Genomic DNA, 24251 nt, shown 5'->3' with positions numbered 1-24251 from the left:
ACGGGATCGGACGCTCAACGGCTCTCTTGCTCACGCAGCAACCTCCAACGCATCCTGCCCGAGCACGTCGCGCTCGGGCGCATCCCCATAAAACGCTTCCAGCAATCCCAACGCGCGCACTGGATCGTCCTCGGTGCAGATCTGGCGCCGCCATGCCTTGCGCGTCGCTGCTCGATGCCCGCTTGTCTCGAGATACCAACCCATGTGCTTGCGCGCATTGCGCAGGCCGAGATACGCGCCGTAGTGATCGAGCATCGCTTCCACGTGCCCGCGCGCGATCCGCCCCTGCTCGGCAAGCGCCGGCGCGTCGCCTTCTCTGCCGCCATCGAGCGCAGCGGCGACGCGACCCGGTAGCCATGGCGCGCCGTACGCGGCCCGTCCGATCATGACGGCATCGGCGCCCGACGCCGCGAGCGCGTCACGCGCATCCCCAGCCGTCGCGATGTCGCCGTTGACGATCACGGGGATACAGACGGCCTCCTTGACCGGACGCACCGCCGACCAATCCGCCTTCCCCTTGAAGAACTGCTGACGCGTGCGGCCATGCACGGTAACGGCCTGCACGCCCTCGGCCTCCGCCCGACGGGCGAGTTCGGGTGCATTGCGCGCGCGCTCGTCCCAGCCGAGGCGCATCTTGAGCGTGACCGGAACCGACACGGCAGTGACCACCGCCCGGATCAGTTCCAGCGCCTGATCGAGATTGCGCATCAGCGCCGAGCCGGACGCCTTGCCCGTCACCTCGCGGCTCGGGCAGCCCATGTTGATGTCGATGATGTCCGCGCCGTTAGCCTCGGCGATGCGCGCCCCCTCGCCCATCCAGCGCGCCTCGCACCCGACGAGTTGCATCACAAACGGCTTCAATCCGCTGCCCTCGGCCCGGCGGACGACGTCTGCGCGCTTCTGGACCAGCTCGGCACTCGCGACCATCTCGGACACGACGAGACCGGCTCCCTGAGCGTGGACGAGACGCCGGAACGGGAGATCGCTCACACCCGTCATAGGTGCGAGAAATACTGAATTTACAGATATTTGAGATCCAATTCTGATACAGGCCAAGCGCCGGAACCTCTGTATCTGCCCACATATTGGGCATGAATTTAACGTGCCTTGGATTTAGGCACAATATTCTGGCTCCCAATCCAGCGCAAGCGCGAACAGTCGATAGGCAATTGCCGAATTGCCGCGCCACAGGCTAAGTCCCTGCCGATTCGACTTCCGACTGTATGGGCCCACCCGTGACAACAGCCGCCCTGATCGTTGCCGCCGGACGCGGCACCCGCGCGGGCCGCGGGCCCGAGGACGTGCCCAAGCAGTATGCGCTGCTGGCCGGCTGCCCGGTTCTTGCCCACACCATCGCGGCCTTTCGCGCCTCACCGCTGGTATCCAGCATCACGGTGGTCATTCATCCCGATGACGCCGAGCTTTACGCGGCAGGTGCTCCTAAGGACGAGCCACGCCTCACCGCGCCAGTGACCGGCGGGGCTACGCGCCAGGATTCCGTCCGGCTCGGGCTTGAGGCCTTGGCAACGGCCGCCCCGGATTTCGTGCTGATCCACGACGCCGCCCGCCCACTGCTGACACCCGACGTCATCGCGCGCGTCCACGCCGCGCTCGCCGCACACGATGGCGCGATCGCCGCCGAGCCCCTGGCCGACACCCTGAAACGCGACACCGGCCGCGGCACGATCGCAGACACGGTGCCCCGCGCCGGGCTCTGGCGGGCCCAGACCCCGCAAGGTTTCCGCTTCGCCCCCATTTTGGCAGCCCACCAACGAGCCGCGGCTGAAGGCGCGCCGCTCGCCTTCACAGACGACGCCGCCATCGCCGAATGGGCGGGGCTCGGTGTAGCGCTGGTGGCGGGCTCGACGCAAAACCTCAAGATCACGACTGCGGAGGACATGGCCATGGCCGAACGGCTTCTGCGATCGGCCGCCCCGGCTTACGAGCCACGGATCGGCACCGGCTTCGACGTCCACGCCTTCTGCGACGGTGATCACGTCTGGCTCGCAGGCGTGCGCATCCCCCACGACCGCGGCCTGCTCGGCCATTCGGATGCCGACGCGCCCCTCCACGCCCTGACGGACGCCCTCCTCGGCGCCATCGGAGACGGTGACATCGGCCAGCATTTCCCGCCCTCCGATCCTGCCTGGAAGGGCGCCCCCTCGCGCCTCTTCCTGGAGGATGCCGCCCGTCGTATCGCCGCTCGCGGCGGCCGTATCACCAACGTCGACGTCACCATCCTCTGCGAGGAGCCACGCATCGGCCCGCACCGGGACGCCATGCGCGCCGTCATCGCTGAGGTGCTCGGGATCGACGTCACCCGCGTCGCGGTGAAGGCGACGACCACCGAGCGCCTTGGATTTACGGGCCGCAAGGAAGGCATCGCCGCGCTGGCCTCGGCTACGGTGCTGCTACCGGTGTAGCCCCGGCGCAATTTCTCACATCCATCGGCCCAGCTTGCGTTGACCCCTTCGCCAGAATCGCGGCATCAGGAGACAGGTGGTTGTATGACCAAAAGCGATTCCCGGGGGACACACGCCATGAACCTGATGCACACGCTCGAGCGTCCTCAGTCCGGCGAGACCAGCAATGCGAACATCTCCGACATCGCCGAAACCACGGCGGCGACGTGCCTCGCAACGCGCGTCCGCCAGCTGTCGCGCATCATCACGCGACTCTACGACGATGCCATGCGCCCGCTCGGCATCACTGCGAGCCAGTACACGCTGCTGGCGCAGCTCGCGTCCCGCGACGGCATTACTGCCGTCGAGATCGGCCACGAGCTTGACATCGAGAAGTCCACGCTGTCGCGCAACCTGAAGCGGCTCCTGGCACTCGGCATGATCATCATGGACCCGCCGGCAGGACGGCGCGGTCGTGGCTTGCACCTCACGCCAAAGGGTCAGGTGGTGCTGAAAGACGCTTTCCCTGTCTGGCAGGCGGCCCAAGCGCGCTCTGTCGCAGTGATGGGCGTCGAGACCCGCGCCAAGCTGGATGACCTGCTGCGCCTCGCCGAGAAGCTGGTCGCGGACTGATCTACGCCCCTCCCAACGAGTGTTGCCGATCGATCAACTCGAGGCGCTCCGCAAAGGGCGCCTCGAACCCTTTCCGGGGCTGGGCGTTGAACGTCTAGGATCACTCCATTCGCATCTCTAGGGACACGATCATGTTTTCAGCGGAGCTCATCTCGCACGCAGAGCGGTTGCTTGCCCAGTTGCGGGCACGCGGCCTGAAGCTGGCCACGGCCGAAAGTTGCACCGGTGGTCTCCTCGCCGCGCTGTTCACGGAGATCCCCGGCGCCTCCGATGTCTACGAGCGCGGGTTCGTCACCTATTCGAACGCGGCCAAAGTCGGCGTGCTCAATGTCGATTTCGAGCTTCTCCTGCGTCACGGGGCTGTCAGCCCCGAGGTGGCCGGCGCGATGACCACGGGAGCCCGCCGCGCATCCGCGGCCGAAGTCACGCTGGCCGTAACGGGCATCGCGGGGCCAGACGGCGGAACGGAAGCGAAGCCGGTTGGGCTCGTCTACGTCGGGCTGGCAGCGCCCGGAGCGGATACCCTCGTGCGCGAGTTCCATTTCGGCGACATCGGCCGTTCCAAGGTACGAAGCCATACCGTTGCGGAGGCGCTCAAAATGCTGGACCAGGCGTTGGCCGCGTGAGCTTACTGAGCTGAGGCGAGGCTTGCGATGGATATCCGCCGCACAGCCGGATAGGCTGGCTGCCGAAAGAGCCCTCTTTGCCATGGAGCGCCATTCGTGACCTCTTGGACCCGCTACAGCATTCCGGCCGCATGCGCCGCAGCGCTCTCGCTCGCCGTCGGGCCAGCGCTGGGGGCCGAGTTCACGGCGCGCCAGGTCACGGAGGAGTTGTTCCGCGCCACCGATACGGCTCCGATCGACTACAGTAAACGCGATCTCGCGGGCCTCGACCTCGCGGGGCTGCACTTCAAGAAGGCGCGCCTGAGCGAAGCCAACCTGTTCGGTGCCGACCTATCCGGAGCGGACCTCTCCGACGTCGACCTGCGCCAAGCCAAGCTCGACCGCGTGGTTGCCATCGGCGCGCGCTTCGATCGCGCCAACCTAGCTGGCGCCAGCCTGTTGCGTCCCACCACGACCACCACATTCGAAGCCGGCCGCGGCGAGTCGCCGAGCTTCACCGGCGCCGATCTCACCAAGGCCCGCCTGTTCGGCATCTTCAATGGTGCGAGCTTCGCGGGCGCCCACATGTCAGGGGCGACGCTGGCACCCCAAAACGACACCGGCTTCATCGAGATGATGTGGCGCTCGCGACTGGAATCCGCAGACCTCAGCGCAGCCGATTTGACCGGTGCCAACCTGACCCACGTCTCGCTGCGCTTTGCGAACCTCAAAGGCGCGAATCTCAAAGGCGCCATCCTGAAGAACGCCGATCTCTCTCAAGCGGACCTGACGGGAGCCGACCTCACGGGAGCGGATCTCAGCAACGCCGATCTCGATGGCACGCGGATCTCAGGCGCCAAGGGCTTCGACACCGCGATCGGGCTGGCCACGATCCGCAACCGCGACAAAGCCATCAACTAGCCCGGGGGGTCACGCCTCGGCGCGAGGCCCATAAAGCGCCCGTGCACGCGCTTCGAACGCCTGCGTATAGCTGCGCACGGCCTTGTCGAACGCGGCGCCGACGATCAGCGACAGCATCGTCGAGCGGAACGCGTAAGAGATGGCGAAGTGGACGTCGCAGCCGGATCCGGCGGGCAGGAAGCGCCACTCGTTCTCGAGATGCGAGAACGGCCCGTCGAGATTGCGCACCGTGATGAGGCTCGCTTCGGGATCGAGCGTGACGCGCGTCGTGAACGCTTCGGTGATCGACTTGTATCCAACAGTCATCGTCGCCGTGAGCTCGGTGCCACGCTCGCCCGTTTTGCGCTCGGCAATGACGAGCCCTTCACAGAGCGGCAGGAATTCCGGATAGCGCTCGACATCCGACACCACATCGAACATCTCGCGCTGCGTGAACGGAACGTGCCGGACGGTACGGAAGCTTGGCAAGGCTAGGTCCTAACCCGCGGCGCGCGCCGCCTTGAGGCGGCGGAAATCATCGCCTGCGTGATACGACGAGCGCGTCATCGGGCTCGCCGCCACGACGAGGAAGCCTTTTGCCTCCGCAATCCGCTTCAGCTCCGCGAACTCGTCGGGCGGCATGTAGCGCTTCACCTCGGCGTGCTTGCGCGACGGCGCGAGGTACTGCCCGATGGTCAGGAAGTCGACATCCGCCGTCCTGAGATCATCCATGACCTGCAGGATCTCGTCGCGCGTCTCCCCGAGCCCCACCATCAGCCCGGACTTGGTGAACAGCGACGCGTCCATCTCCTTCGCCTGCTGCAGGAGACGAAGCGAGTGAAAGTAGCGCGCGCCGGGACGGACGCGCACATAGAGCGCAGGCACGGTCTCGAGGTTATGGTTGAGCACGTCCGGGCACGCCGCAACGACCTCAGCCAGCGCGCCGTCCTTGCGCAGAAAGTCCGGGATCAGCACCTCGATGCTGGTCTGCGGGGCGCTGGCGCGCACCGCTTCGATGACCGCCGCGAAATGCGCCGCACCGCCGTCCGCGAGATCGTCGCGATCCACGGACGTGATGACGACATGCTCAAGTCCGAGCGCGGCCACGGCGTCGGCAACACGCTGCGGCTCGGCGCCATCCAGCGGCCGAGGCCGACCCGTCGTCACATTGCAGAACGCGCAGGCACGCGTGCAGATGTCCCCCATGATCATCATGGTGGCATGGCGCTTCTGCCAGCACTCGCCGATGTTGGGGCAGCCCGCCTCCTCGCACACCGTCGCCAGCCCGTGCTCGCGCACGATGGCCCGCGTCGCCAGAAAGCCATCGGAGCCAGGTGCGCGCACGCGAATCCAATCCGGCTTCGGCAGCATCGGTTTATCGGGCCGATGCGCCTTCTCCGGATGTCGGGGCCGTTCTCCGCCGCCCCGCCCGCGCATATCGAGAAGCGTAACCATAGGCTTATACTTAGAGCACGCCCCTAGCGCTTGCCACCATTCTGTCAGCGTCCGCCGAGAAACCGGGACACGATGACGACGAGTAGCGCACCAATCGTCGAAACCACGATCTGGTTACCATACGGAATGTAGGAGTCGAAATCATACGGCAGCGTCAGGAGGCCCGCGGACACCAGATAGCCGCCGACCACAGCGCCGATCAGTCCCACGAGCAAATTGCGGATTAACCCGCCGCCGCCGAGCAACAGCCCCGCGAGCCAGCCCGCGATGAGCCCGTTGATGACCATGACGATGAGGTTCGGGTTCTCGTTGATGAATTGCATGAAGTCCATAGTCGGCTCCCCTTGCGATTGGCTCCGCCTGCCCCGTCTTCCCCTGGCTCTCGCGGAGCGACGGCGCATACCTAGCGCGAACCGACGGGAACCGCTATCCGGCCCATCGGGGCAGCCCTGAGTTGAGCGATTGAACCGCCACCCGCCTCAGACGTGGCAGCGCGCGCCGAGATAGTCGTTGAGGAGCTGGTTATAGAGATCGGCGTCGGCTTTCTGCTGCCCGCTGATCTTTTTACCGGCCGCCTGGGCCTGCACGGATGCCGGGACGCCACGCGCGTCGAGCTTATTGAGCTGCTGTTTGATCGAGCCGCAGCTCTCGCCGTTGGCGAGGGCCTTCTTGCTCGGACCGCCAGGGCCGCCTCCGGATGCGCATCCGCCTGTCAGCGCAGCCGCCATCGCGGCGCTGAGCAGAGCAAGACGAAACGGGCCGCCGCGCACCACCCTCGCAGTCATGATCCAGTAGTCCTTTCGAGAACAAATCGGAGCAGTACGTTAGATTTTTCTACGGAGCTATTGAACCCCTGGCCGCTCATCCCAGCCCATTCGCGCAAAAGTGTGGCTGTGATGCAGCAGATTACGACGTTGTAAAGTTCGTCGTGAATAAATGCTGATCAGAGCCACACAGCGAGACGACAGGCTGACGCACTAGCGCTGCTGAACGACAATTGGCGGTGCTGCTGTGGCTGGGGCGGACCCTGCCGAAGCGCCGGCCGGAGCCGTAGAGGCTGCAGCCTGCTGGACCGGGCGCGGCACGGTCGAGCACTTAGCCTGAAATTCCGCATTCGCCTTGTCGAGTTCAGCTGCCTTGGCGAGCGAGTCCCGCTTCACCGACACCGTCGAGGACTTGCCGGTGCCCGCCTTCTCAAGGCGCTCCGTCAGCCCGTCGGAACGCAGCGTCTCGATACGCTGGGCCAGCGCGGTGCAAGTCGGATCCACCTTGCCCGCAGCAACGGCCGTGCCGTTGGGCGAGGTCGAGATCGACTGCGTGGTGAGTGCATTTCCGAACAGTCCGCTGCTCGACGAGCAGCCGGCGAGCAGCAGGGCGCCGCCGATCGCAAGGGCGAGTTTCGCTGACGTTGTCTGCATGGTGTCCCCCGTGGCGTACTTGAGGCGACGTGTGTTGCCTGTACGTTTCTCTGGTCTACGGTCGAGAAGCGGCCCCTCACAAGGAGGCGACACTAAAATGCCCGTGCACGACCTGAATTGACAGGACCGAATCTGTGGAAAGCAAAATCGCGTGGCCGGCGCGCCACATGCGATGACGGCAAGCGAGCGGGAAAGCTCTGCAGCGATCATAAGTGGCGGCAACCCCGTGCGGAATCGCAAGCGCGGCCGTGCTCAGCCGCCCCGCACCAGAGCAGCCACGGCACCGGCGATACGCTTAGCGTCCGGCACCGCTTCAGCCTGTAGCTCGAGCGCATAGGGCATTGGCACGCTGGCGCCGGCAATGCGAAGCGGCGCGGCACGCAGAGTCTCGAACGCGCGCTCGGCAACCGATGCGACAAGCTCAGCGCCAATGCCAAGGTCGCCCCAGCCGTCCTCGACCGTTACCAGCCGGCCCGTACGCATGACGGAAGCGGTCACACTCTCGCGGTCCAGCGGACGCACCGACATGAGGTCGATCACCTCGCACTCGATCCCGGCGCGTGAGAGCGCACCGGCTGCTTCGAGCACGACGATGAGCGTATGACCCGCCGCCGCGATCGTGACGTCGCGTCCGGCGCGCGCAATGCGGGCAGCGCCGATGCGGGTAACGTCCAGCCTCGGCCCCGTGTCACGCAGCGCATAAAGCCGCTCGTCCTCCAGCACCGCCACCGGACCCGGATCGCGGATGGCCGCGCTCAACAGCGCCCTGGCCGTCGCGGCGGTGGCCGGCTGTACTACCCTGAGGCCCGGTATTTGCGCCAGCGCAGCAGCAACACAGCGCGCGTCCTCCCCGGTGGCCCCCGGCGAGCCTCCGTTGGGCCCACGGAAGACGATCGGCACGCAGAGGCGGCCGCCCGACAGGTAGAACGTCTGCGCGGCACTCGTGAGGTAGGGCCCGAGCACGTCCAGCGCCCGTCCCCAATGCGTCACCTCGATCACGGGGCGCAAACCGGCAAAGGCGGCACCCAAGGCCGTACCGATCAGCGCTTCGTCGAACGCCGGCGCCGAAACCACACGTGACGATCCGAACGTGTCGAGCAGACCCTGCGCGACGCGCTGCGCGCCGCGGTTCTGCGCCACGTCGACGCCGATCAGAAACACCGATGGGTCGGCGCGCATCTCGGCCGCGAGCGCATCGCGCAGCGCCTCGCGGTAGCTTTGCCCTTGTCCCTCCCGCGCACCAGCAGAAGCGTGAACCGGCAGCACGTCGTCAGGCGCCAGATCCCCGAGCCCCGCAAACGTCACCGGCTGCGCGAGGCCGGCGTTGCGTGCCCGCCGCTCGCGTGCTGCTGCGAGCAGGATGGCAAGCGGCGTGTTGACCCGAACGCCCTCGGTGCCGGCCGGCACCAGGATGCGCTCGACACGCCCCTCATCTTCGGCCTCGATCTCGAGCGTCGCCGTCGGCGTCGCGACTTCGACCAGAAGATCTCCCGCCGCCACGTCCTGGCCTTCAGCCACGTGCCAGCGCGAAACCTTGGCATCGGTCATCGCGGGCGTTACGGACGGCATGAGGATTTCGCGGCGCATGGCGCTATGCCTCCACCGACGCCAGAAGGTCGTCGCCATCGGGATGAGGCGCCGCGCGCGCCGCTGCGGCCGCAGCAGCGACCGTTTCGCGGATTTCTTTCTCCAGCGCCTTGAGCTCGCGCTCCGTCAGCAAACCCGAGGTGAGAATGCGCGCCCGCGCCTTGACCACGGGATCCGCATCCTCGAGCCGGCGCTCAACTCCTCCGCTGATGCGCGCCGGCATGCCGCCATGACCGCGATAGCGATAGGTTAGCATCTCGAGCACCGTCGGACCGTCGCCGCGACGCGCGCGCTCGATGGCGCGCCGCCCAGCCGCACGGACCCGACGCACGTCGATGCCGTCCACCTGCTCGCCGGGAATGGCGAACGGTCGGCCGCTTTCGGAGATCGCAGACGGCACCGAGCCGAGCACCACGCTGCCCCCCGGCGCCGCTGTATTGTTGTCGACGATGAACACGATCGGCAGCAACCAGCGCGCCGCAAGCTTGTACGTCTCCAGCACGCGCCCTCGTCCGGCCGCACCGTCGCCGAAGAAGCACAGCGTCACGGCATTGTCGCGCCGATAGCGCGAGGCAAACGCCAGTCCCGCACCGATTGGCGCGCCAAGCCCGGCGCTGCCATGCCCGCCATAGAACTCGTGCTCGGGCGCGAACATCCGCGTCGTGCCGCCCTTGCCGCCGGCGAGCCCACTGCTGCGCCCCGTCAGCTCCGACATCAGAAGCTCAGGATCGGCGCCGCGCGCCAACAGCGCCCCATGCGTGCGGTATCCGGTGACAACCGGGTCGGTGGGAAACGCTTCCATCAACATGCCGACGATGGACGCCTCCTGCCCAATGCAAAGCGGGCAAGGGCCATGGATCGCCTGCAACGCGTAAAGCTGTCCGGCCTTCTCCTCGAACCGCCGGATCAGCAGCATGCTGCGGTAGGCGGCAATGTCCTCCTCTGCGGAGAACATCGCGTCCTCCACGTCGATCGGACCGAACGCGCCTGCCGTCATGTCTTCTCCTTGCCCGTCGCGACTATGTGAAAACGCCTGCCGCCAGCGGTAACATGCCAGAGCACATTGAAATCTACACGACGCGGCGGCCCGCAGGCCAGCGCCCGCCTGTGCTGCACTGCAGCGTCGCGCGAGTCGCTTTGCCCAGCGCTTCCTGGCTGAGACCTGTGGCAGCTTAGCGGCGCAAAAGCCTCGCCGACCCCTCGGGGTCAACCCGGCGGTGGCGTCATGACCACGCGGTCGCGCGGGTTCGCGAAACCGAGAACCTCACGGGCGATTTCTTGCACGAAGTCGGGATCGGGAAGATCGGGCCGGAGCAGCGCCACATCGCGCGAAAGCTTGGCGCGCACGGCCTCGAGGCTCTGGATCTCAAACTCAAGAGCACTTTCGCGCTCAAGCAGTTTGTCCCGCGCATCGAGGCCGTGGCGGCCCTTGATCGTGTGAAAGGCGAAATATGCCGTCAACGCCAGGCAGAGAAGCAACACCAACGCCTGCCGGAGCTTGGCTCGCCGATCATATAGGGGCTGACGCAGCACGGATTGTTCGACGTTACGCGTTAAAAGAACCGGGAACAGAAGGACTATAGGACCCGGCTCCTTAAAACGAGGTAAAGCCTCGCTGCGGCCGCCTTGAGGGGATCAGACCGCGCGGTCGCCGCGCAGGATGCTCTTGCCCGCGTAGCGGGCGACGTCCCCGAGCTCGCCCTCGATACGGATGAGCTGGTTGTACTTCGCGAGCCGGTCCGATCGAGAAAGCGATCCGGTTTTGATCTGCCCGCAGTTGGTGGCAACCGCGAGGTCCGCGATCGTCGAGTCCTCGGTCTCGCCCGAGCGATGCGACATCACAGCGGTGTAGCCCGCGCGCTGGGCCATCGAGACGGCGTCCAGCGTCTCGGTCAGCGTGCCGATCTGGTTGACCTTGACCAGGATCGAGTTGCCGGTCTGAGCCTTGATGCCGCGCGCGAGCCGCTCGGTGTTGGTGACGAAAAGGTCGTCGCCGACGAGCTGCACGTTGCGCCCGATGGCATCCGTCAGGCCCTTCCAGCCCTCCCAATCGTCCTCCGCCATGCCGTCCTCGATCGAGATGATCGGATAGCGCGAGACGAGATCCTCAAGATAGCGCGCCATGCCGGCGCTATCGAGGCTCTTGCCCTCGCCTGCGAGCTCGTACTTGCCATTCTTGTAGAACTCGGTCGAAGCGCAATCGAGCGCCAGCACGACGTCATCGCCAGGCTTGTAGCCAGCCTTCTCGATGGACTTCATGATGAAGCCGAGCGCTTCATCGGCGCTCTTCAGGTTCGGCGCAAAGCCACCCTCGTCGCCGATGCCGGTGTTGTGGCCAGCGTCCTTCAGCGCCTTCTTGAGCGTGTGGAAAATCTCGGCGCCGATCCGGATCGCATCCGCACAGCTTTCGGCCGCGACCGGCATGATCATGAATTCTTGGATGTCGATCGGGTTGTCGGCGTGCGCGCCGCCGTTGACGATGTTCATCATCGGCACCGGCAGCACGTGCGCCGAGGCGCCACCCACATAGCGGTAGAGCGATAGCCCCGACGCTTCGGCGGCCGCCTTCGCCGCGGCGAGCGAGACACCGAGAATGGCATTGGCACCAAGACGACCCTTGTTCTTCGTACCGTCGAGAGCGATCATCGCCGCGTCGAGCCCACGCTGGTCCTCGGCATCGAGACCCAGGAGCGCGTCCGAGATCTCGCCATTGACAGCGTCAACGGCCTTCAGCACGCCCTTGCCGAGGTAGCGCGCCTTATCGCCATCACGCAGCTCGTTGGCCTCGTGCGCGCCCGTCGAAGCACCAGATGGCACCGCCGCGCGGCCCATGGAGCCATCCTCGAGCATCACGTCGACCTCGACGGTCGGATTGCCGCGGCTGTCCAGAATTTCGCGGCCGAGAATGTCGACAATGGCAGTCATGGGTGTTTCCTTGGGAGTCTGATGGACAAAAGCATTTTGTGGGAGGATCGTGGCCGCGGCGCGCGGAGTTGTAACCGGGTTCGCCCGCCCCGGAAAGCCCCCATCGGGTAGGCACCCCTACCCACCCTGGGCAGGACGATCGCAATCAGAGCGAGGACAATCCCTTGAGCGAGCAGCAGACCTACCATGGCTCCTGTCATTGCGGCGCAATCCGTTATGAGGCGAGGAGCGCGCCCATCGCGGAAGCCATGAGCTGCAATTGCTCCTACTGCCGCAGGTTCGGCGGCCTTCTCGCCTTCATCCCGGCGCAGAACTTCAAGCTCGAGTCCGGCGAGGACCGGATCGCCGACTACCAGTTTGGCCAGAAAGTCATTCACCATCTCTTCTGCCGCACCTGCGGCATCGGCAGCTTCGGGCGCGGCACGATGCCCGACGGCACCGAGATGGTTGCGCTCAACGTCCGCTGTATCGAGGAGATAGATCCAGACACGCTCGCCATTACACCGTTCGACGGAAAGAGCCTCTGACATGCCCGCGGACAGCGCCCTCGTTCTGTTTTCCGGTGGCCAGGATTCGACGGTCTGCCTGGCCTGGGCTCTGGCGCGTTTCGGGCGCGTCGAAACCGTCGGCTTCGACTATGGCCAACGCCACGCGGTCGAGCTGACACAGCGCACCGTCGTGCGAGAGGCCTTGCGCCGTGCCTTCCCCGACTGGGGCGCCAAGCTCGGCCCGGATCACGTGATCGCCCTACCCGAGCTCTCGCGCATCAGCGAGACCGCCCTTACGCGCGAGACCGAAATCGAGATGACCGAGGCGGGCCTCCCCTCGACCTTTGTCCCCGGGCGCAACCTTCTGTTCCTCACCTATGCGGCGGCCGTCGCCTACCGCCGCGGCATCGCGAGCCTCGTCGGCGGCATGTGCGAAACCGACTACTCAGGCTATCCCGACTGTCGTGCCACCACCATGCGCGCGCAACAGGAGACCCTCTCCCTCGGCCTCGACAAGCCGTTCTCGATCGAAACGCCGCTCATGTTCATCGACAAGGCCGGCACCTGGGCGCTGGCCGACGAGCTTGGCGGCCGCGCGCTCGTAGACCTCATCCGTGAGGAGACCCACACCTGCTATCTCGGCGACCGTACGCACCACCACGACTGGGGCTGGGGTTGCGGCACATGCCCCGCCTGCGAGCTTCGCGCCAAGGGCTGGGAAATGTGGCAAGCAGCTCATGCGCATCCTGCTCAAACAGCGTGAGCGACAACGAAGCTTCCTGCTCCGTTAACGGCCAATTTGCCTCAACCAAAGAATAGGGATGCTTCATTTCGCACGGGACGGTTCCTACCTTACGGGCACCCCTTCCAACCCGATGGAGCTTTCCCCATGGCCGAGACGAAGATCGATCTCAAGAAAGCCGCGGAGCGCCGCAAGGCGCCCCTCACCACCCCCAGCGACCTGGGCGACAACGCCGTGCGCGACTTGAGCGGCGCCCTCAACGAGCTGCTCGCCGATGTCTTTGCGTTGTATCTCAAGACCAAGAACTTCCATTGGCACGTAAGCGGGCCGCACTTCCGCGACTACCATCTGCTGCTTGACGAGCAGGGCGACCAGATCTTCGCCATGACCGACGACATAGCCGAGCGCGTGCGCAAGATCGGCGGCACGACGATTCGGTCCATCGGGCAGATCGCGAGGCTGCAGCGCGTGAAGGACAACGACGCCGACTACGTCGATCCGCTCGACATGATCGCCGAGCTGCGCGACGACAACAAGGATCTCATCGGCCGCCTGCGCGCGGTGCACGACCTCGCCGATGAGCACAACGATGTGGCGACCGCGAGCCTGCTTGAGAACTGGATCGACGAAAGCGAGCGCCGCCACTGGTTCCTGTTCGAGATCAGCCGCCGCGAGATCGCCGGCCATTGAGCCTCGCCCTCTCCCCATCGAACGCGATGGGGAGAGCTCTACGGCTCGAGTTTGAACGGATTGAAGTCCGTGTTGCGGTCGTAATAGTCCACGCCTTCCGCACGCTTCAGGAACGCGACCACCTTGTATGTCACCGGCGTGAACACGACCTCGACCATGGTCTTGGTGAAAAACTGAGCCACCATGACGATCGGCAGCGCCTCGTTCGGAATGATGCCGGTGCCGTAGAAGGCGAGTGGATAGAACAGCGCGCTGTCGACGGCCTCTCCTGCAATCGTCGATCCGATGGTGCGCTTCCAGAGATGCTTGCCGCGCTGGGCTACCTTCATCTTGGCGAGCACGAACGAGTTGACAAACTCACCGCAGAAGTAGGCGACCATCGACGCCGCCACGATGCGCCACGCGTTCCCGAACGCAACCTCGTAGGCCGCCTGATGCTCCCAGAACGGCGCCGGCGGCAACGCCACGACGACGCTCGCCATGATGGACGCGAAGAACAGCGCCGCAAAGCCTGTCCAGATCACGCGGCGTGCCCGCGCGTAGCCGTAGACCTCGGTCAGGATGTCGCCGAAGATGTATGAGATGGGAAAGAACAGAACGCCCGCGCCGAAGACGTAGGAACCGATGCCGGGAACGTCGACTTGGGCGATCTTCGCGGGCCCGATGAGGTTCGAGCAGACAAGCACCGTGACGAACGCCGCCATGACGAGATCGTAGTAGCGGTAGGACCGGCTCGTCGTCGCCATCAGGTCGTCGCGCCCCACGAGAAGCCGATTGCTGCGGATCACTCGCAGGCATGCGCAGAAGATCTCTCGCGCCTAGCCTCCGCGAGCCTCATGGATACCGGCCGCATCGTGCAACGTCCAGAGATTGGATTGACGCTGGCCGCGAAGCGCCGACGGCATAGCTCAGAGTGAGCCTGCCGTGATCGCCGGCCGTGCCCCCTGGCTAGCGACCTCCCTCGCCTTTTCAAGAGCGGCGACACGCGCGTCGTAGTCGAGCCTCAGGAACCCGTTCACGGCGGCATCCGCGATCTCATACTCGCCGCACCGCTTGCAGCGTACAACCAGCCCGTCGAAGTCGCCGGAGGTGAGATCCTCCGCCTCAGCTCCGCATACCGAACATTGCATGGTCGTCCTCGCCGTTGCGCGTCGTCAGAGGAGATACCCACTGCGCGACCCCGCGGTTCCGTCCCCCCAAGCCCCTTGCCGGCGACCGCGTGCCGCTTGACAGCCGGCTGCGGCTGCCTAGGGATCGTGCCATGTACGCCGTCAAAGAGGTATTCTACACGCTCCAGGGCGAAGGCGCGAACGCAGGCCGCGCGGCCGTGTTTTGCCGCTTTGCCGGCTGCAATCTGTGGTCCGGGCGGGAAGCCGACCGAGAGCAGGCCGACTGCCGCTTCTGCGACACTGATTTTGTGGGGGTGGACGGCCCCGGCGGCGGCAAGTTCACCGACGCCCCCGCTCTCGCCGCGGCCGTGACAGGCGCTTGGCAGGGCGGCGACGCCGAGCGCTTCGTCGTGCTGACCGGCGGCGAGCCGGCCCTCCAGGTCGACGCCGCGTTGCTTGATGCGTTGCACAGCCACGGATTTACCGTTGCCATCGAGACCAACGGCACGCTCCCCCTGCCCGCCGGCCTCGACTGGATCTGCGTCAGCCCCAAGGCGGGCTCCGAGCTGCGTCAGACGCAGGGCGACGAATTGAAGCTGGTCTTCCCGCAGGCGGGCCTGGCGCCCGAAAGCCTGCTCGCCCTCGACTTCCCGCGCCGCTTCCTGAGCCCCATGGACGGCCCCGATCTGGCCCGCAACACGACCGCGGCGGTGGCTTACGTGAAGGCCCATCCCGAATGGCGCCTGTCGGTGCAGACCCATAAGCACATCGGCATTCCTTAACGCGTCGAAGGGCCCGCCGGCGGCCAGTGCGCCCGCTCTCTGGCGCTGGGCGGCGAAATCCCCTATGTGAGCCCCCATGCGCATCTACAAAGAATTTCTGTTCGAGGCGGCGCACTTCCTGCCGTCCGCTCCTCCCGGCCATCCGAACTCCCGGATCCATGGCCATTCATTTCGCGCGCGCATCGTCATCGACGGCGAGCCCAACCCCGACACCGGTCTCGTCTTCCATTTCGACGACCTAGCGAAGGCCATCTCTGAGGCCCACGACGCGCTCGATCACCGCCTCCTGAACGAGGTCGAAGGCCTCGCGCTGCCGACGCTCGAGCGCATCTCCATGTGGCTTTGGAACCGTCTGCAGAACCGCGTGCCGGGCCTTGCCGAAATTCACGTGACGCGCGACAGCTGCCACGAGGGCTGCATCTATACCGGCAGCCTGCACGGCAAGCGCCAGGCAGCGGAATAGTGTCAGCCGAATAACGTCAGCGGAATTTGCGGAGGACGGCATGGGTCGCGAAATCACGGGCGTCACACTCCTCGGGGGCGCCTCGCAACTCCCCGAAAGCCCCGACAAGGCCGTGCTCGAGCGCGTCGCGAACCCGCACGCCGACACGGACTACGTCGCGCGCTTCACGGCGCCGGAGTTCACCTCGCTATGCCCGGTGACGGGCCAGCCCGACTTTGCCCATCTCGTCATCGACTACGTGCCCGGCGACTGGCTCGTCGAAAGCAAGTCGCTGAAGCTTTACCTCGCCTCGTTCCGCAACCACGGCGCCTTCCACGAGGACTGCACGGTCGCCATCGGCAAGCGCATCGCGACCTTGCTCGAACCGAAGTTCCTGCGCATCGGCGGCTACTGGTATCCGCGCGGAGGTATCCCGATCGACGTCTTCTGGCAGACCGGCAAGCTGCCTGCGGGCATCTGGTTGCCCGATCAGGGCGTCGCGCCCTACCGCGGACGCGGCTAGCGCTACGCCTGCCCCTGCTCGGCCGCCGCAGCCGGCTCGGCGACCGTCATGTCGTTGCCGCGCCAGTTGAAGCCGTCACCGATCCAGCCCTTGAGCCAGACGACCGGCAACGCCACGTCGCGAACGAGCCACGCCAGCGGCGACGCGAGGCTCAGGTGCCAGCCCGCGGCCTTGGCGAGCAGCGCCTCGGCGCCAAGCCACATCGCTGCGACGAGACCGGCCGCGACCGCGCCGTCGAGATCGACAAGCGGCGCTGCAACGGCGGCAGCGCACATCGGCACCACGCTGCCCGTCAGCACCTCCGGCGCGTAGCAGAGCGGGAACGTCGCCCGCCGCAGCCGCGCCCAGCGGACCTGCCGGTCGATCACCTGCCGCCGGCTGCGGTGACCCAGCGGCTGCTCGAACGGCGCATCGACGAGCCGCACGCGCAAGCCCGCGCTGCGCACCACCTTCGTCGCTGCGGCGTCCTCGGCGATCTCGATCCCGAGCGCGCGGATGCCGCCTGCCGCGTCGAGCACCTCACGCCGCCACAGCATCGACTTGCCCTGCGCGAACCCGAGCCCAACCGTGTCCGCCGCAAGCTGCCAGCGCGCTTGATAGGTGTTGAGGAAGGCACATTCGACCTCGGCCCAGAAACCCAGCGGCCGGCTGCCGATCGGCGGCGAGCACACCAAGCCCGTGTCGTCGTGCATGGATTGGAACAGGCGCCCGACATAATCCGGCGGCATCAGAACGTTGCTGTCGGCAATCACGATCCAGCCGTGACGCGCCTCATTCCATCCCTTGATGACGTTGTTGAGCTTCGGGTTCGGCGTGCTCTTGTCGTCGCCGATCAAGAGACGCGCATCGACATGCGGATGCTCCGCGATCAGGCGGCGAACGAGCGCCACGGCCGCGTCGCGCTCGCGCGCCGAGCAGAAGAGAAGCTCGAGCCGCGGATGGGCGAGTTTGAACGTGCTGCGCAGCGTCAGCTCATCGAAGGGGTCGAGACCACACACCGGCCGGATTACGGTCACCGGGGGCAGCGCGTCTCCGCACGGTGCGGGCGCCGCGACGGCACGGCTGCGGACGCGCCGCAGCGTGAGCGCTGCGGAAGCCAAATGAACGAGTGTCGTCAGCGCCAGAACGACCAGGGCAGCCCATTCCATGACTTGCTACTGGCCTCCTCGCCAAGCGCCATAAACGGGAGTCCATCACGGATTCATGTAACAGGCTGATGACGCGCCGACGACACAATGACGACGGAAATTCTTTGATCGGATCGTCAGCGCGCAACCCCCGCGAGACGATAAAAAAAAGGGGACGCCGAAGCGCCCCCTTCCAAGTCAGCGGGAGAAGTTTGCCCCAAGCATCGAGCCGAGACATCCATACTCTAACAGTCTTCAACGGAGCCGCGTCAACGTGCGATGTGCTTTGAAATAGGCGCCATTTCGCCGCGCGCGCATGTCACATATCCGCAATGTTGGCGCCGCCGCGCCGTATCGCCGGCACATTTGGCAGAAGACCCCCCGCGTTATCGCGCACGCCGAAGAGCAATGCGCAAATTGAGAAGAAACCGAATGCGCACGTCCCTCATTCTTGCCCGGAAGATGCCAAGAAACTGAGATGTTGGGCAGCTAGCGTGCGCGCGAATCTGGATCAACAAAAGAGGAGCGGCAGGGGAATGACAGCAAGCCCAAACACGCTCGAGCCAGGCGACATCATCGAGATCAAGTACCGCGTATGGCGCGCAGCCGAGAGCGGCGAAACACTCGTCGAGCGGTGGATCGCTGCGACCGTGACCGACTGCGAGGATGGCTCATGGCCCCTCGCCCGCTTGGCTGATGGCCAAGTGACCGAGATCCGCCCCTTCATGCCCTGGCGCACCGTGATGAAGGCACGGCGGGCTATCGCCGCGTGATGGGATGGGAGTAGCTGCCCCGCTCCTTCGTGGTCATCAAGTGGCGACAACGACGCGTTGGAGAGCGCGGAAAAGAAGTCCGCGACGCCAACGAGAACGGTAGCGAAATCGAAAAAATAGCGCTGTTCAGTCTGCCAGGAGAGAGAAGCCGGACAGCCCGCAGCTGGTCCGGCTTTTTCGGCACGTACCAATGCAATATGTCATTGAAAACAAAGGAATGTGGTCGAGTAAGCGCTCAAATTGGAATCATGGGAAGTCACGATTTTGAGTCATACCTAGCGGGGTTTCGCGCGCAGTGTCACCCGTAAGAGAAGGATAGCAGAAGGTACCTTGGCACTCGGACGAAAGTGGCTGCAGGCTTTAGCGGGGCATAACTGGCTCATGCCGAAAATTTCCGCTCACGGACGTTGTTGGGTCCATGCTCGTATGACACGCGGGCATCTATGATTCGGTATTTCGCAAGAGGACAATTGCCCGCCGCGGAGCATAATCCTGTCGAAAGGCGATATCCAGACAGCTTCGGACGCCCTGAAGAATATGACTGGTACGTCCAAGGCCGCGGCAATACTCCTTGCATTGAACAAGGAGACGGCAGGCCGCGTTCTGAAATTCTTCGATGAAGATGAAGTGAAAGTCATTGTCCAGGCCATCAATGATCTGGGGTCTATATCGCGCGAAGCCGTCGACAAACTAATCGAGGTGTTCGCCGATGACATCAAAGGCGGGGTCGATCTCACGGCGAACGCTAAAAAGATCCATGATCTTCTGGAAGGCGTCCTGAGTTCAGAGCAAATCGAAGCATTGCTTTCGCAAACCGGCACCAAATCCGCCCATGCTGTCTGGCAGCAGCTCGCTAAGATCCCGGACGCGGTGCTTGCTAAGTATCTGCAAAACGAACATCCGCAGGTTGTCGCCCTGGTTTTGTCACGTGCCGAGTTGCCAACAGCCGCCCATCTCCTCGCGCAGTTTCCACGCAAGGAGGCCAATGTTGTGGTTCAACGGATGTTGGCGCTGAGGCCCGTAGAAGAGCGCCCCCTCGTCCTCCTTGAAATATCACTCGTACAAGACGTGCTTTTGAACAGGCGAAACAATTCAGACCAATCTCCGCACACGCGGCTTGCGCACATCATCAACAAGATGGACCGCAAAATGATGGAGGAAAGCGTAGGTAGCATCGCGGCCCACAACGAAAAGGACGCCGAGCTTATTCGCCAACAGCTCTTCACGTTCCTTGACCTCGACAGGCTGACCGATCAATCCCTCACTACCGTATTCGATGCGATGCAGCCGGATACTATCATCCATGCCCTTGTTGGGATCCCCTCCCACCTGACGGATCGAATCCTTGCCGCTCTTCCTGCGCGCGCCCAACGAGTGATCAAATCCGAACTCGAAAACGGCGTCTCGCCCAAGCCAAAGGAGATTCAAAAGGCACAGCGAGTCATCGCCGACGCGGCGTTGGTGATGCTCGAACGTGGCGATATCGAGATCCAACACGAGGGGGAAAGCGATGGGCCCGACTAAGCGGCCCGTATAGACGCGTTAGCGACGCGCGCATGCTGGCCGAGGGACGGCAGAGGATGGTCACCGCTCTGACGGCCGTATCAGCCCATTTGACACCACTCCGCAACGTCGGCGCCTCCAGAGACAAGAACGCCAACGTCCAGGTTCACCCTTATGGATAGCGGAGGTCGGATTTAGCTCGCCGCCGTGCTCCGCTTCCATCGCCCGCTCCGCGCGCTCGACGTCCTTCTCTACGTGAAGAAAACGGAAGCGCAGCGTACCGCTGCCGCGAGACGGCGTCGGGCCTGGATCGAGAGCCAGGTTGCCTGAACGAAGACGGCACGAGTCGAAATGGACGGGAGAAAACAGAGTCGAAATAGCCGTCAGGAAAACCGGCCTAGCCCATTGAGAGGACATTGGTCGGAGCGGGGAGATTCGAACTCCCGACCCCTTGCTCCCGAAGCAAGTGCGCTACCAGGCTGCGCTACGCTCCGCCCGACCGTAATGTCCTCGACGTCGTTGAAAAGCGCCGCGGCTGCCGAGAGGGGCCGAAGCGCGAGGCGGCTTTATAGCGACAGCCCCCGGACAGGGCAAGCCGGCCGCGACTGATTTTGTCACCCGGGGAGAAGGCGGAGAACGAGGATTGCGATAGAGCCCCGCCCTCATTATGGTGCGGCGCCTATCGCCACCCCCCCGACTGCGGGCGGATCGGCCGATGGGACGTAGCCAAGTGGTAAGGCAGCGGATTTTGATTCCGCCATTCGGAGGTTCGAACCCTCCCGTCCCAGCCAATCATTTCAATAACTTAGCGGAAAGTTCGTCCACTCTTGAGGGTGGCCCCGCTTACGCGCACGTCCTCGGTTGTCGCCCAACTCTGGAAAAGGCCCGGCTCGGGGTCGGAGCGGATGTGGTGTGGCGCGCTGGCGCTCGCTCTCCGAGCGCCTCCAAAGCTTCGCTCGCGGTCGTCTTCCGGCGGACGACTGGAATCGACGAGAAAGCGCGGCCGACAGCTCAAGATGCCAGCGGAGCTGCGAGGACCTTATCCACTCGGTGCCCATCGAGCCCGACCACCTCGAACCGCCAGTCGCCCCACGTGAAGGTGTCCCCTGCCTCTGGCAAGCGGCCGAGCTGCGCGAGGACGAAGCCTCCGAGAGTGGTGTAGTCTGCGGCCTCCGCCTGTATGCCCGTGGTATCGAGTGCCCGCTCCAGCTCGTCGATCGGCAATCTGCCGTCGAGGAGCCACGCACCGTCGGCGCGTTGGTCAACCATGGGGATCTCTTCGCCGGCAATCTCAGGTAGGTCGCCGGCGATCATGGCCAGGATGTCGGTCGGCGTCACGATGCCTTCGAACGTCCCGTACTCGTCGAGCACGATCGCCATATGGATCGGCGATGTCTTGAACTGCTCGAGCAGTTTGAGAACCGGCATGGATTCGGAAACGTAGAGCGGCTGGCGGGTAGCTCCAGCCAGGTCGAACGCGCCCTCGGCCTGCGCGAGCAGGTCCTTCGCATGCACGATGCCGAGCACGGTATCGACATCGCCTCGGCAGACCGGAAATCTCGACCGTCCGCTCTGCCGAATCTCGGCAAGAACCGTGTCGCGACCGTCGCCGGCATCCAGCCAGATCACGTCCACGCGCGGCACCATGATGGAGCGCACAGGCCGCTGCGCAAGCGTCAGCACGCGCTCGATCATCGAGCGCTCCTCCGAGCTGAAGGCGGTCTCATCGCCGGCCGTCGAGATGATCGCCGCAACTTCCTCCGAGGTCTGGTGGCCGCGGGCTCCGCCCAGGATGCGCAGAACGGCTTGCGCCGTGCGCAGCCTGAGATCGGTCGTCGTCACCCGTTTGACGACGTTGCGACGCCCCATCTGATTGGCGGCCTCGATCAGGATCGAGAAGCCGATGGCGGCGTAGAGGTAGCCCTTCGGGATGTGCACGCCAAAGCCTTCCACGATGAGGCTGAAGCCGATCATCAGGAGGAAGCCCAGGCAGAGGATGACCACAGTCGGGTGGCGGCTCACGAATGCCATGAGCGGCCCGCTCGCAACCATCATGACGCCGATCGCGATGGTGACCGCGATCACCATGATCGAGACTTCGTTCACCATGCCGACGGCCGTGATCACGCTGTCGAGCGAGAACACCGCATCGAGCACGACGATCTGCGCGATGACTTGCCAGAAGACGGCATGATGCCCGGTGCTCGCCTTCTTGGCGTGCGCGCCCTCAAGGCGCTCGTGCAGCTCCATGGTGCCTTTGAACAGCAGGAACGCGCCGCCGAGAATCAGAATGACGTCGCGCCAGGAGATCTCCGATCCGAGAATCGTGAAGAGCGGATATGTGAGCGTGACGATCCAGGCGATGGAGGCCAGGAGCGCGAGCCGCATCAGCAGCGCGAGCGACAGTCCGATGAACCTGGCGCGCTCCCGCTGCTCGGGCGGCAGCTTGTCCGCCAGGATCGCGATGAAGACGAGATTGTCTATTCCGAGGACGATCTCGAGCAAGACCAGCGTCGCTACGCCCGCCCAGGCCGCAGGATCGTACATCCATTCAAACAGCACGTTGCCATTCGGCGACACGTGCCGCCGCCTTCCGTTCAGAACGCAGGGAGGGAGTCCTGGATGGACTGCGATGGAATGTCGAGTGGGTCGTGGCGAATTGGCGCGAAATCCGGCCAGCAAGCATCCCTAGGGAATTCCGAGGCGGAAAAGAGACCGCGCCGCCCCGAACTGGCAATCAATGAATTACTCTCGCCACGCCGCTGTGGACGTGTCTGGGCTCGGCTCGCGCGAGCGCCCAGATCAAGATCCCGTAGACGATCAATCCCCCGGCCAAAAGGTGCGAGAGCAAGACCTTGACGTAAAGGGTCTCGATGGCCGGCGTTTCAAACGACAGCAGCACGACCGCGGGCGAGATCAGGAAAATGGCCGCCCATATCACACGGCGGGCAAGCGGCGTCGCTGCTACGGCGGAGCTGGGGCTGAGAAACAGCGCGATCGGGACGAGAAGCCAGCAATAGTAGTGCGACCAGGACATGGGGCTCGAAACTACCGACAGGACGACCACCAAGGCGTACTCGAGTGCGACTAGTTCTTGAGGCCGAGGCTCGTTCTCGGCGTCCGACAGTCTCGCGCAGACGGCGATGGCAGCAAGAGCCATCAGCAGCACCAGCCCCGTGCCAACGAACCTCTGCAGCGGAGCGATCTCCACCGCGGACCAGTCGCGAAGAACCTCCGGGCCGGCATCCAGGCGTATGAGGAAGCTCGGGATCGATTGCACGTTGAAGGCGCCGATGGGGTTGCTGCCGAACTGCAGCACGCACAGCTCGAACCAGCGCTGATTGAGCTCCCACCCGAAGATCAGGATCGAGAGCAGCCCGGACAACGCAAGGACGCCGGAAAAGCCCGCGACGGCCCGCCAGTTCCGCCGCAAGACGAAGTAGGCGCCGAAGATGAGAAGCGGCAGCTTGATGAGCGCGCATACCCCGAGCACCACGCCGGCGGCAATATCTCGCTGACGCCGGAGGTAGATGAGCCCGGCGACCAGCCCGAGCAGCACCATATGACTTGTATTGCCTTCCTTTGCCGAATAGAGGAGCGGTCCATTGGCGGCGAACAGGAAGAGCAGGAGCCACTGCTGGCGGTGCTCCAGCCTGGCTTCGAGAGCCAGAAGCTTCCAGGCCCACAGCGACATGGCGAAGCCAAGCAGCAAGAAGGCAATAGCCGCCCCCTTGAACGGCAGAATACCGAAGGGCGCGAACAGATAGGCAACGATCGGAAGATTGACGAACGAGATGCTGTCGATGAGCGGTGCAAGCGCGCCCGGCTGCTCGAGGATCACTTGACCGGCCGGGTAGTACGCCTTGCGGAAATCGTTGAACAGCAAGCCGGGTTCTGAAACCGCGAACACGAACGCCGCCATTGCAGCCGAGATGACGGTTGCCACGGCTACGTTGGTCCGAGGAGAGCGAAGGGCGAGGCCCGGAGAGCGTAAAAGCGCGATCCCCGCGAGAAGCCCTCCCAGCTGCACGAGCAGGACCAACGCCAGAAGGCTCCCGCTCATCTAATCCCCCTTGAGCATCATCCGCGCGGCTCAGCGTTTTGCCGCTGAAATTGATTCAACAGATATTTGCGACACTAGGCAAAG

General features: G+C 64.7%; 27 protein-coding genes and 2 tRNA genes. 13 read left to right on the top strand and 16 right to left on the bottom strand.

The features are described 5' to 3' along the window. Positions 1-30: 30 nt before the first annotated feature. Entirely contained in the window at positions 31-1047 is a 1017-nt protein-coding gene (dusB, locus tag CS1GBM3_RS02900) for a tRNA dihydrouridine synthase DusB (RefSeq protein ID WP_139247825.1), read from the bottom strand. A gap of 176 nt (positions 1048-1223) precedes the next feature. Here dusB and CS1GBM3_RS02895 point away from each other — a divergent pair, with 176 nt between their 5' ends. The 4 genes from CS1GBM3_RS02895 to CS1GBM3_RS02880 all read left to right on the top strand — a co-directional run bounded on the left by CS1GBM3_RS02895 (position 1224) and on the right by CS1GBM3_RS02880 (position 4561). Next, positions 1224-2423, top strand: coding sequence for a bifunctional 2-C-methyl-D-erythritol 4-phosphate cytidylyltransferase/2-C-methyl-D-erythritol 2,4-cyclodiphosphate synthase (locus tag CS1GBM3_RS02895; RefSeq protein WP_072391141.1), 1200 nt, complete (start codon positions 1224-1226; stop codon positions 2421-2423). Positions 2424-2507: 84 nt separating this feature from the next. Further along, a complete protein-coding gene (locus tag CS1GBM3_RS02890; protein ID WP_244534535.1) occupies positions 2508-3035 on the top strand; it encodes a MarR family winged helix-turn-helix transcriptional regulator in 528 nt (175 codons plus the stop codon). A 131-nt stretch (positions 3036-3166) separates the two neighbouring features. Continuing rightward, the gene (locus CS1GBM3_RS02885; RefSeq protein ID WP_072391138.1) at positions 3167-3661 is read left to right on the top strand and encodes a CinA family protein; all 495 of its coding nucleotides are present in this window, start codon (positions 3167-3169) and stop codon (positions 3659-3661) included. Between the two features lie 96 nt (positions 3662-3757). Next, a complete protein-coding gene (locus CS1GBM3_RS02880; RefSeq protein WP_244534534.1) occupies positions 3758-4561 on the top strand; it encodes a pentapeptide repeat-containing protein in 804 nt (267 codons plus the stop codon). Between the two features lie 9 nt (positions 4562-4570). Here the strand turns inward: CS1GBM3_RS02880 and CS1GBM3_RS02875 are convergent, their stop codons facing one another. The 9 genes from CS1GBM3_RS02875 to eno all read right to left on the bottom strand — a co-directional run bounded on the left by CS1GBM3_RS02875 (position 4571) and on the right by eno (position 11925). Next, complete coding sequence (locus CS1GBM3_RS02875) at positions 4571-5029, bottom strand: type II toxin-antitoxin system RatA family toxin (protein WP_072391135.1); 459 nt, start codon at positions 5027-5029, stop codon at positions 4571-4573. 9 nt (positions 5030-5038) lie between these two features. Beyond that, a complete protein-coding gene (lipA, locus tag CS1GBM3_RS02870) occupies positions 5039-5977 on the bottom strand; it encodes a lipoyl synthase (protein WP_244534579.1) in 939 nt (312 codons plus the stop codon). A 62-nt stretch (positions 5978-6039) separates the two neighbouring features. Continuing rightward, positions 6040-6327 (bottom strand): hypothetical protein, encoded by a 288-nt coding sequence (locus tag CS1GBM3_RS02865; RefSeq protein ID WP_083566990.1) that lies wholly within the window; start codon positions 6325-6327, stop codon positions 6040-6042. A 147-nt stretch (positions 6328-6474) separates the two neighbouring features. Then, positions 6475-6780, bottom strand: a complete 306-nt coding sequence (locus tag CS1GBM3_RS02860) for a hypothetical protein (protein ID WP_072391129.1) — start codon at positions 6778-6780, stop codon at positions 6475-6477. 192 nt (positions 6781-6972) lie between these two features. Then, positions 6973-7413 (bottom strand): hypothetical protein, encoded by a 441-nt coding sequence (locus CS1GBM3_RS02855; protein ID WP_072391126.1) that lies wholly within the window; start codon positions 7411-7413, stop codon positions 6973-6975. 252 nt (positions 7414-7665) lie between these two features. Next, positions 7666-9000 carry a transketolase C-terminal domain-containing protein gene (locus tag CS1GBM3_RS02850; RefSeq protein ID WP_072391123.1) on the bottom strand — a complete coding sequence of 445 codons (1335 nt, stop codon included), beginning with the start codon at positions 8998-9000 and terminating at the stop codon, positions 7666-7668. A 4-nt stretch (positions 9001-9004) separates the two neighbouring features. Further along, positions 9005-9997, bottom strand: a complete 993-nt coding sequence (locus CS1GBM3_RS02845; protein ID WP_072391120.1) for a thiamine pyrophosphate-dependent enzyme — start codon at positions 9995-9997, stop codon at positions 9005-9007. 209 nt (positions 9998-10206) lie between these two features. Next, positions 10207-10482: an FtsB family cell division protein gene (locus tag CS1GBM3_RS02840; RefSeq protein ID WP_244534533.1), complete on the bottom strand. Its 276-nt coding sequence runs from the start codon at positions 10480-10482 to the stop codon at positions 10207-10209. A gap of 153 nt (positions 10483-10635) precedes the next feature. Further along, the gene (gene eno, locus CS1GBM3_RS02835; protein ID WP_072391115.1) at positions 10636-11925 is read right to left on the bottom strand and encodes a phosphopyruvate hydratase; all 1290 of its coding nucleotides are present in this window, start codon (positions 11923-11925) and stop codon (positions 10636-10638) included. Between the two features lie 164 nt (positions 11926-12089). Here eno and CS1GBM3_RS02830 point away from each other — a divergent pair, with 164 nt between their 5' ends. The 3 genes from CS1GBM3_RS02830 (at position 12090) to CS1GBM3_RS02820 (ending at position 13845) form a co-directional block, all read left to right on the top strand. Beyond that, positions 12090-12452, top strand: a complete 363-nt coding sequence (locus CS1GBM3_RS02830) for a GFA family protein (protein WP_072391112.1) — start codon at positions 12090-12092, stop codon at positions 12450-12452. A gap of 1 nt (position 12453) precedes the next feature. Then, on the top strand, positions 12454-13176 hold the full coding sequence (queC, locus tag CS1GBM3_RS02825) for a 7-cyano-7-deazaguanine synthase QueC (RefSeq protein WP_072391109.1): 723 nt from the start codon (positions 12454-12456) through the stop codon (positions 13174-13176). 126 nt (positions 13177-13302) lie between these two features. Further along, positions 13303-13845 carry a Dps family protein gene (locus CS1GBM3_RS02820; RefSeq protein ID WP_072391106.1) on the top strand — a complete coding sequence of 181 codons (543 nt, stop codon included), beginning with the start codon at positions 13303-13305 and terminating at the stop codon, positions 13843-13845. A gap of 38 nt (positions 13846-13883) precedes the next feature. On the opposite strand, the gene CS1GBM3_RS02815 is transcribed toward CS1GBM3_RS02820, so the two are convergent. Both CS1GBM3_RS02815 and CS1GBM3_RS02810 read right to left on the bottom strand, forming a co-directional pair. Then, positions 13884-14633: a queuosine precursor transporter gene (locus CS1GBM3_RS02815; RefSeq protein ID WP_244534532.1), complete on the bottom strand. Its 750-nt coding sequence runs from the start codon at positions 14631-14633 to the stop codon at positions 13884-13886. Between the two features lie 120 nt (positions 14634-14753). Next, the gene (locus CS1GBM3_RS02810) at positions 14754-14975 is read right to left on the bottom strand and encodes a hypothetical protein (RefSeq protein ID WP_072391103.1); all 222 of its coding nucleotides are present in this window, start codon (positions 14973-14975) and stop codon (positions 14754-14756) included. 131 nt (positions 14976-15106) lie between these two features. Between CS1GBM3_RS02810 and queE the strand changes: the two genes are divergently transcribed. The 3 genes from queE (at position 15107) to queF (ending at position 16701) form a co-directional block, all read left to right on the top strand. Next, on the top strand, positions 15107-15736 hold the full coding sequence (gene queE, locus CS1GBM3_RS02805; RefSeq protein WP_072391100.1) for a 7-carboxy-7-deazaguanine synthase: 630 nt from the start codon (positions 15107-15109) through the stop codon (positions 15734-15736). 76 nt (positions 15737-15812) lie between these two features. After that, entirely contained in the window at positions 15813-16199 is a 387-nt protein-coding gene (locus CS1GBM3_RS02800) for a 6-pyruvoyl trahydropterin synthase family protein (RefSeq protein WP_072391097.1), read from the top strand. 40 nt (positions 16200-16239) lie between these two features. Then, entirely contained in the window at positions 16240-16701 is a 462-nt protein-coding gene (gene queF / locus CS1GBM3_RS02795) for a preQ(1) synthase (protein ID WP_072391094.1), read from the top strand. A 2-nt stretch (positions 16702-16703) separates the two neighbouring features. Here the strand turns inward: queF and CS1GBM3_RS02790 are convergent, their stop codons facing one another. Then, positions 16704-17849: a ceramide glucosyltransferase gene (locus tag CS1GBM3_RS02790; protein ID WP_072391091.1), complete on the bottom strand. Its 1146-nt coding sequence runs from the start codon at positions 17847-17849 to the stop codon at positions 16704-16706. 515 nt (positions 17850-18364) lie between these two features. Here CS1GBM3_RS02790 and CS1GBM3_RS02785 point away from each other — a divergent pair. Further along, entirely contained in the window at positions 18365-18601 is a 237-nt protein-coding gene (locus CS1GBM3_RS02785) for a hypothetical protein (protein ID WP_072391088.1), read from the top strand. Between the two features lie 537 nt (positions 18602-19138). After that, the gene (locus CS1GBM3_RS02780; protein ID WP_072391085.1) at positions 19139-20125 is read left to right on the top strand and encodes a FliG C-terminal domain-containing protein; all 987 of its coding nucleotides are present in this window, start codon (positions 19139-19141) and stop codon (positions 20123-20125) included. Between the two features lie 396 nt (positions 20126-20521). Here CS1GBM3_RS02780 and CS1GBM3_RS02775 read toward each other — a convergent pair. Beyond that, positions 20522-20598: transfer RNA gene (locus tag CS1GBM3_RS02775), tRNA-Pro, on the bottom strand. Between the two features lie 222 nt (positions 20599-20820). On the opposite strand from CS1GBM3_RS02775, the gene CS1GBM3_RS02770 reads away from it, so the two are divergent. Beyond that, positions 20821-20895: transfer RNA gene (locus CS1GBM3_RS02770), tRNA-Gln, on the top strand. Between the two features lie 220 nt (positions 20896-21115). On the opposite strand, the gene CS1GBM3_RS02765 is transcribed toward CS1GBM3_RS02770, so the two are convergent. Together CS1GBM3_RS02765 and CS1GBM3_RS02760 are read right to left on the bottom strand one after the other, a co-directional pair. Continuing rightward, the gene (locus CS1GBM3_RS02765) at positions 21116-22684 is read right to left on the bottom strand and encodes a TerC family protein (RefSeq protein ID WP_244534531.1); all 1569 of its coding nucleotides are present in this window, start codon (positions 22682-22684) and stop codon (positions 21116-21118) included. Between the two features lie 157 nt (positions 22685-22841). Further along, positions 22842-24167: a glycosyltransferase family 87 protein gene (locus CS1GBM3_RS02760; protein ID WP_072391082.1), complete on the bottom strand. Its 1326-nt coding sequence runs from the start codon at positions 24165-24167 to the stop codon at positions 22842-22844. Positions 24168-24251: the final 84 nt, after the last annotated feature.

The organism is Hyphomicrobium sp. CS1GBMeth3 (assembly GCF_900117455.1).
Lineage (GTDB): Bacteria > Pseudomonadota > Alphaproteobacteria > Rhizobiales > Hyphomicrobiaceae > Hyphomicrobium_C.
This window is presented reverse-complemented; position numbering and strand designations above follow the sequence as displayed.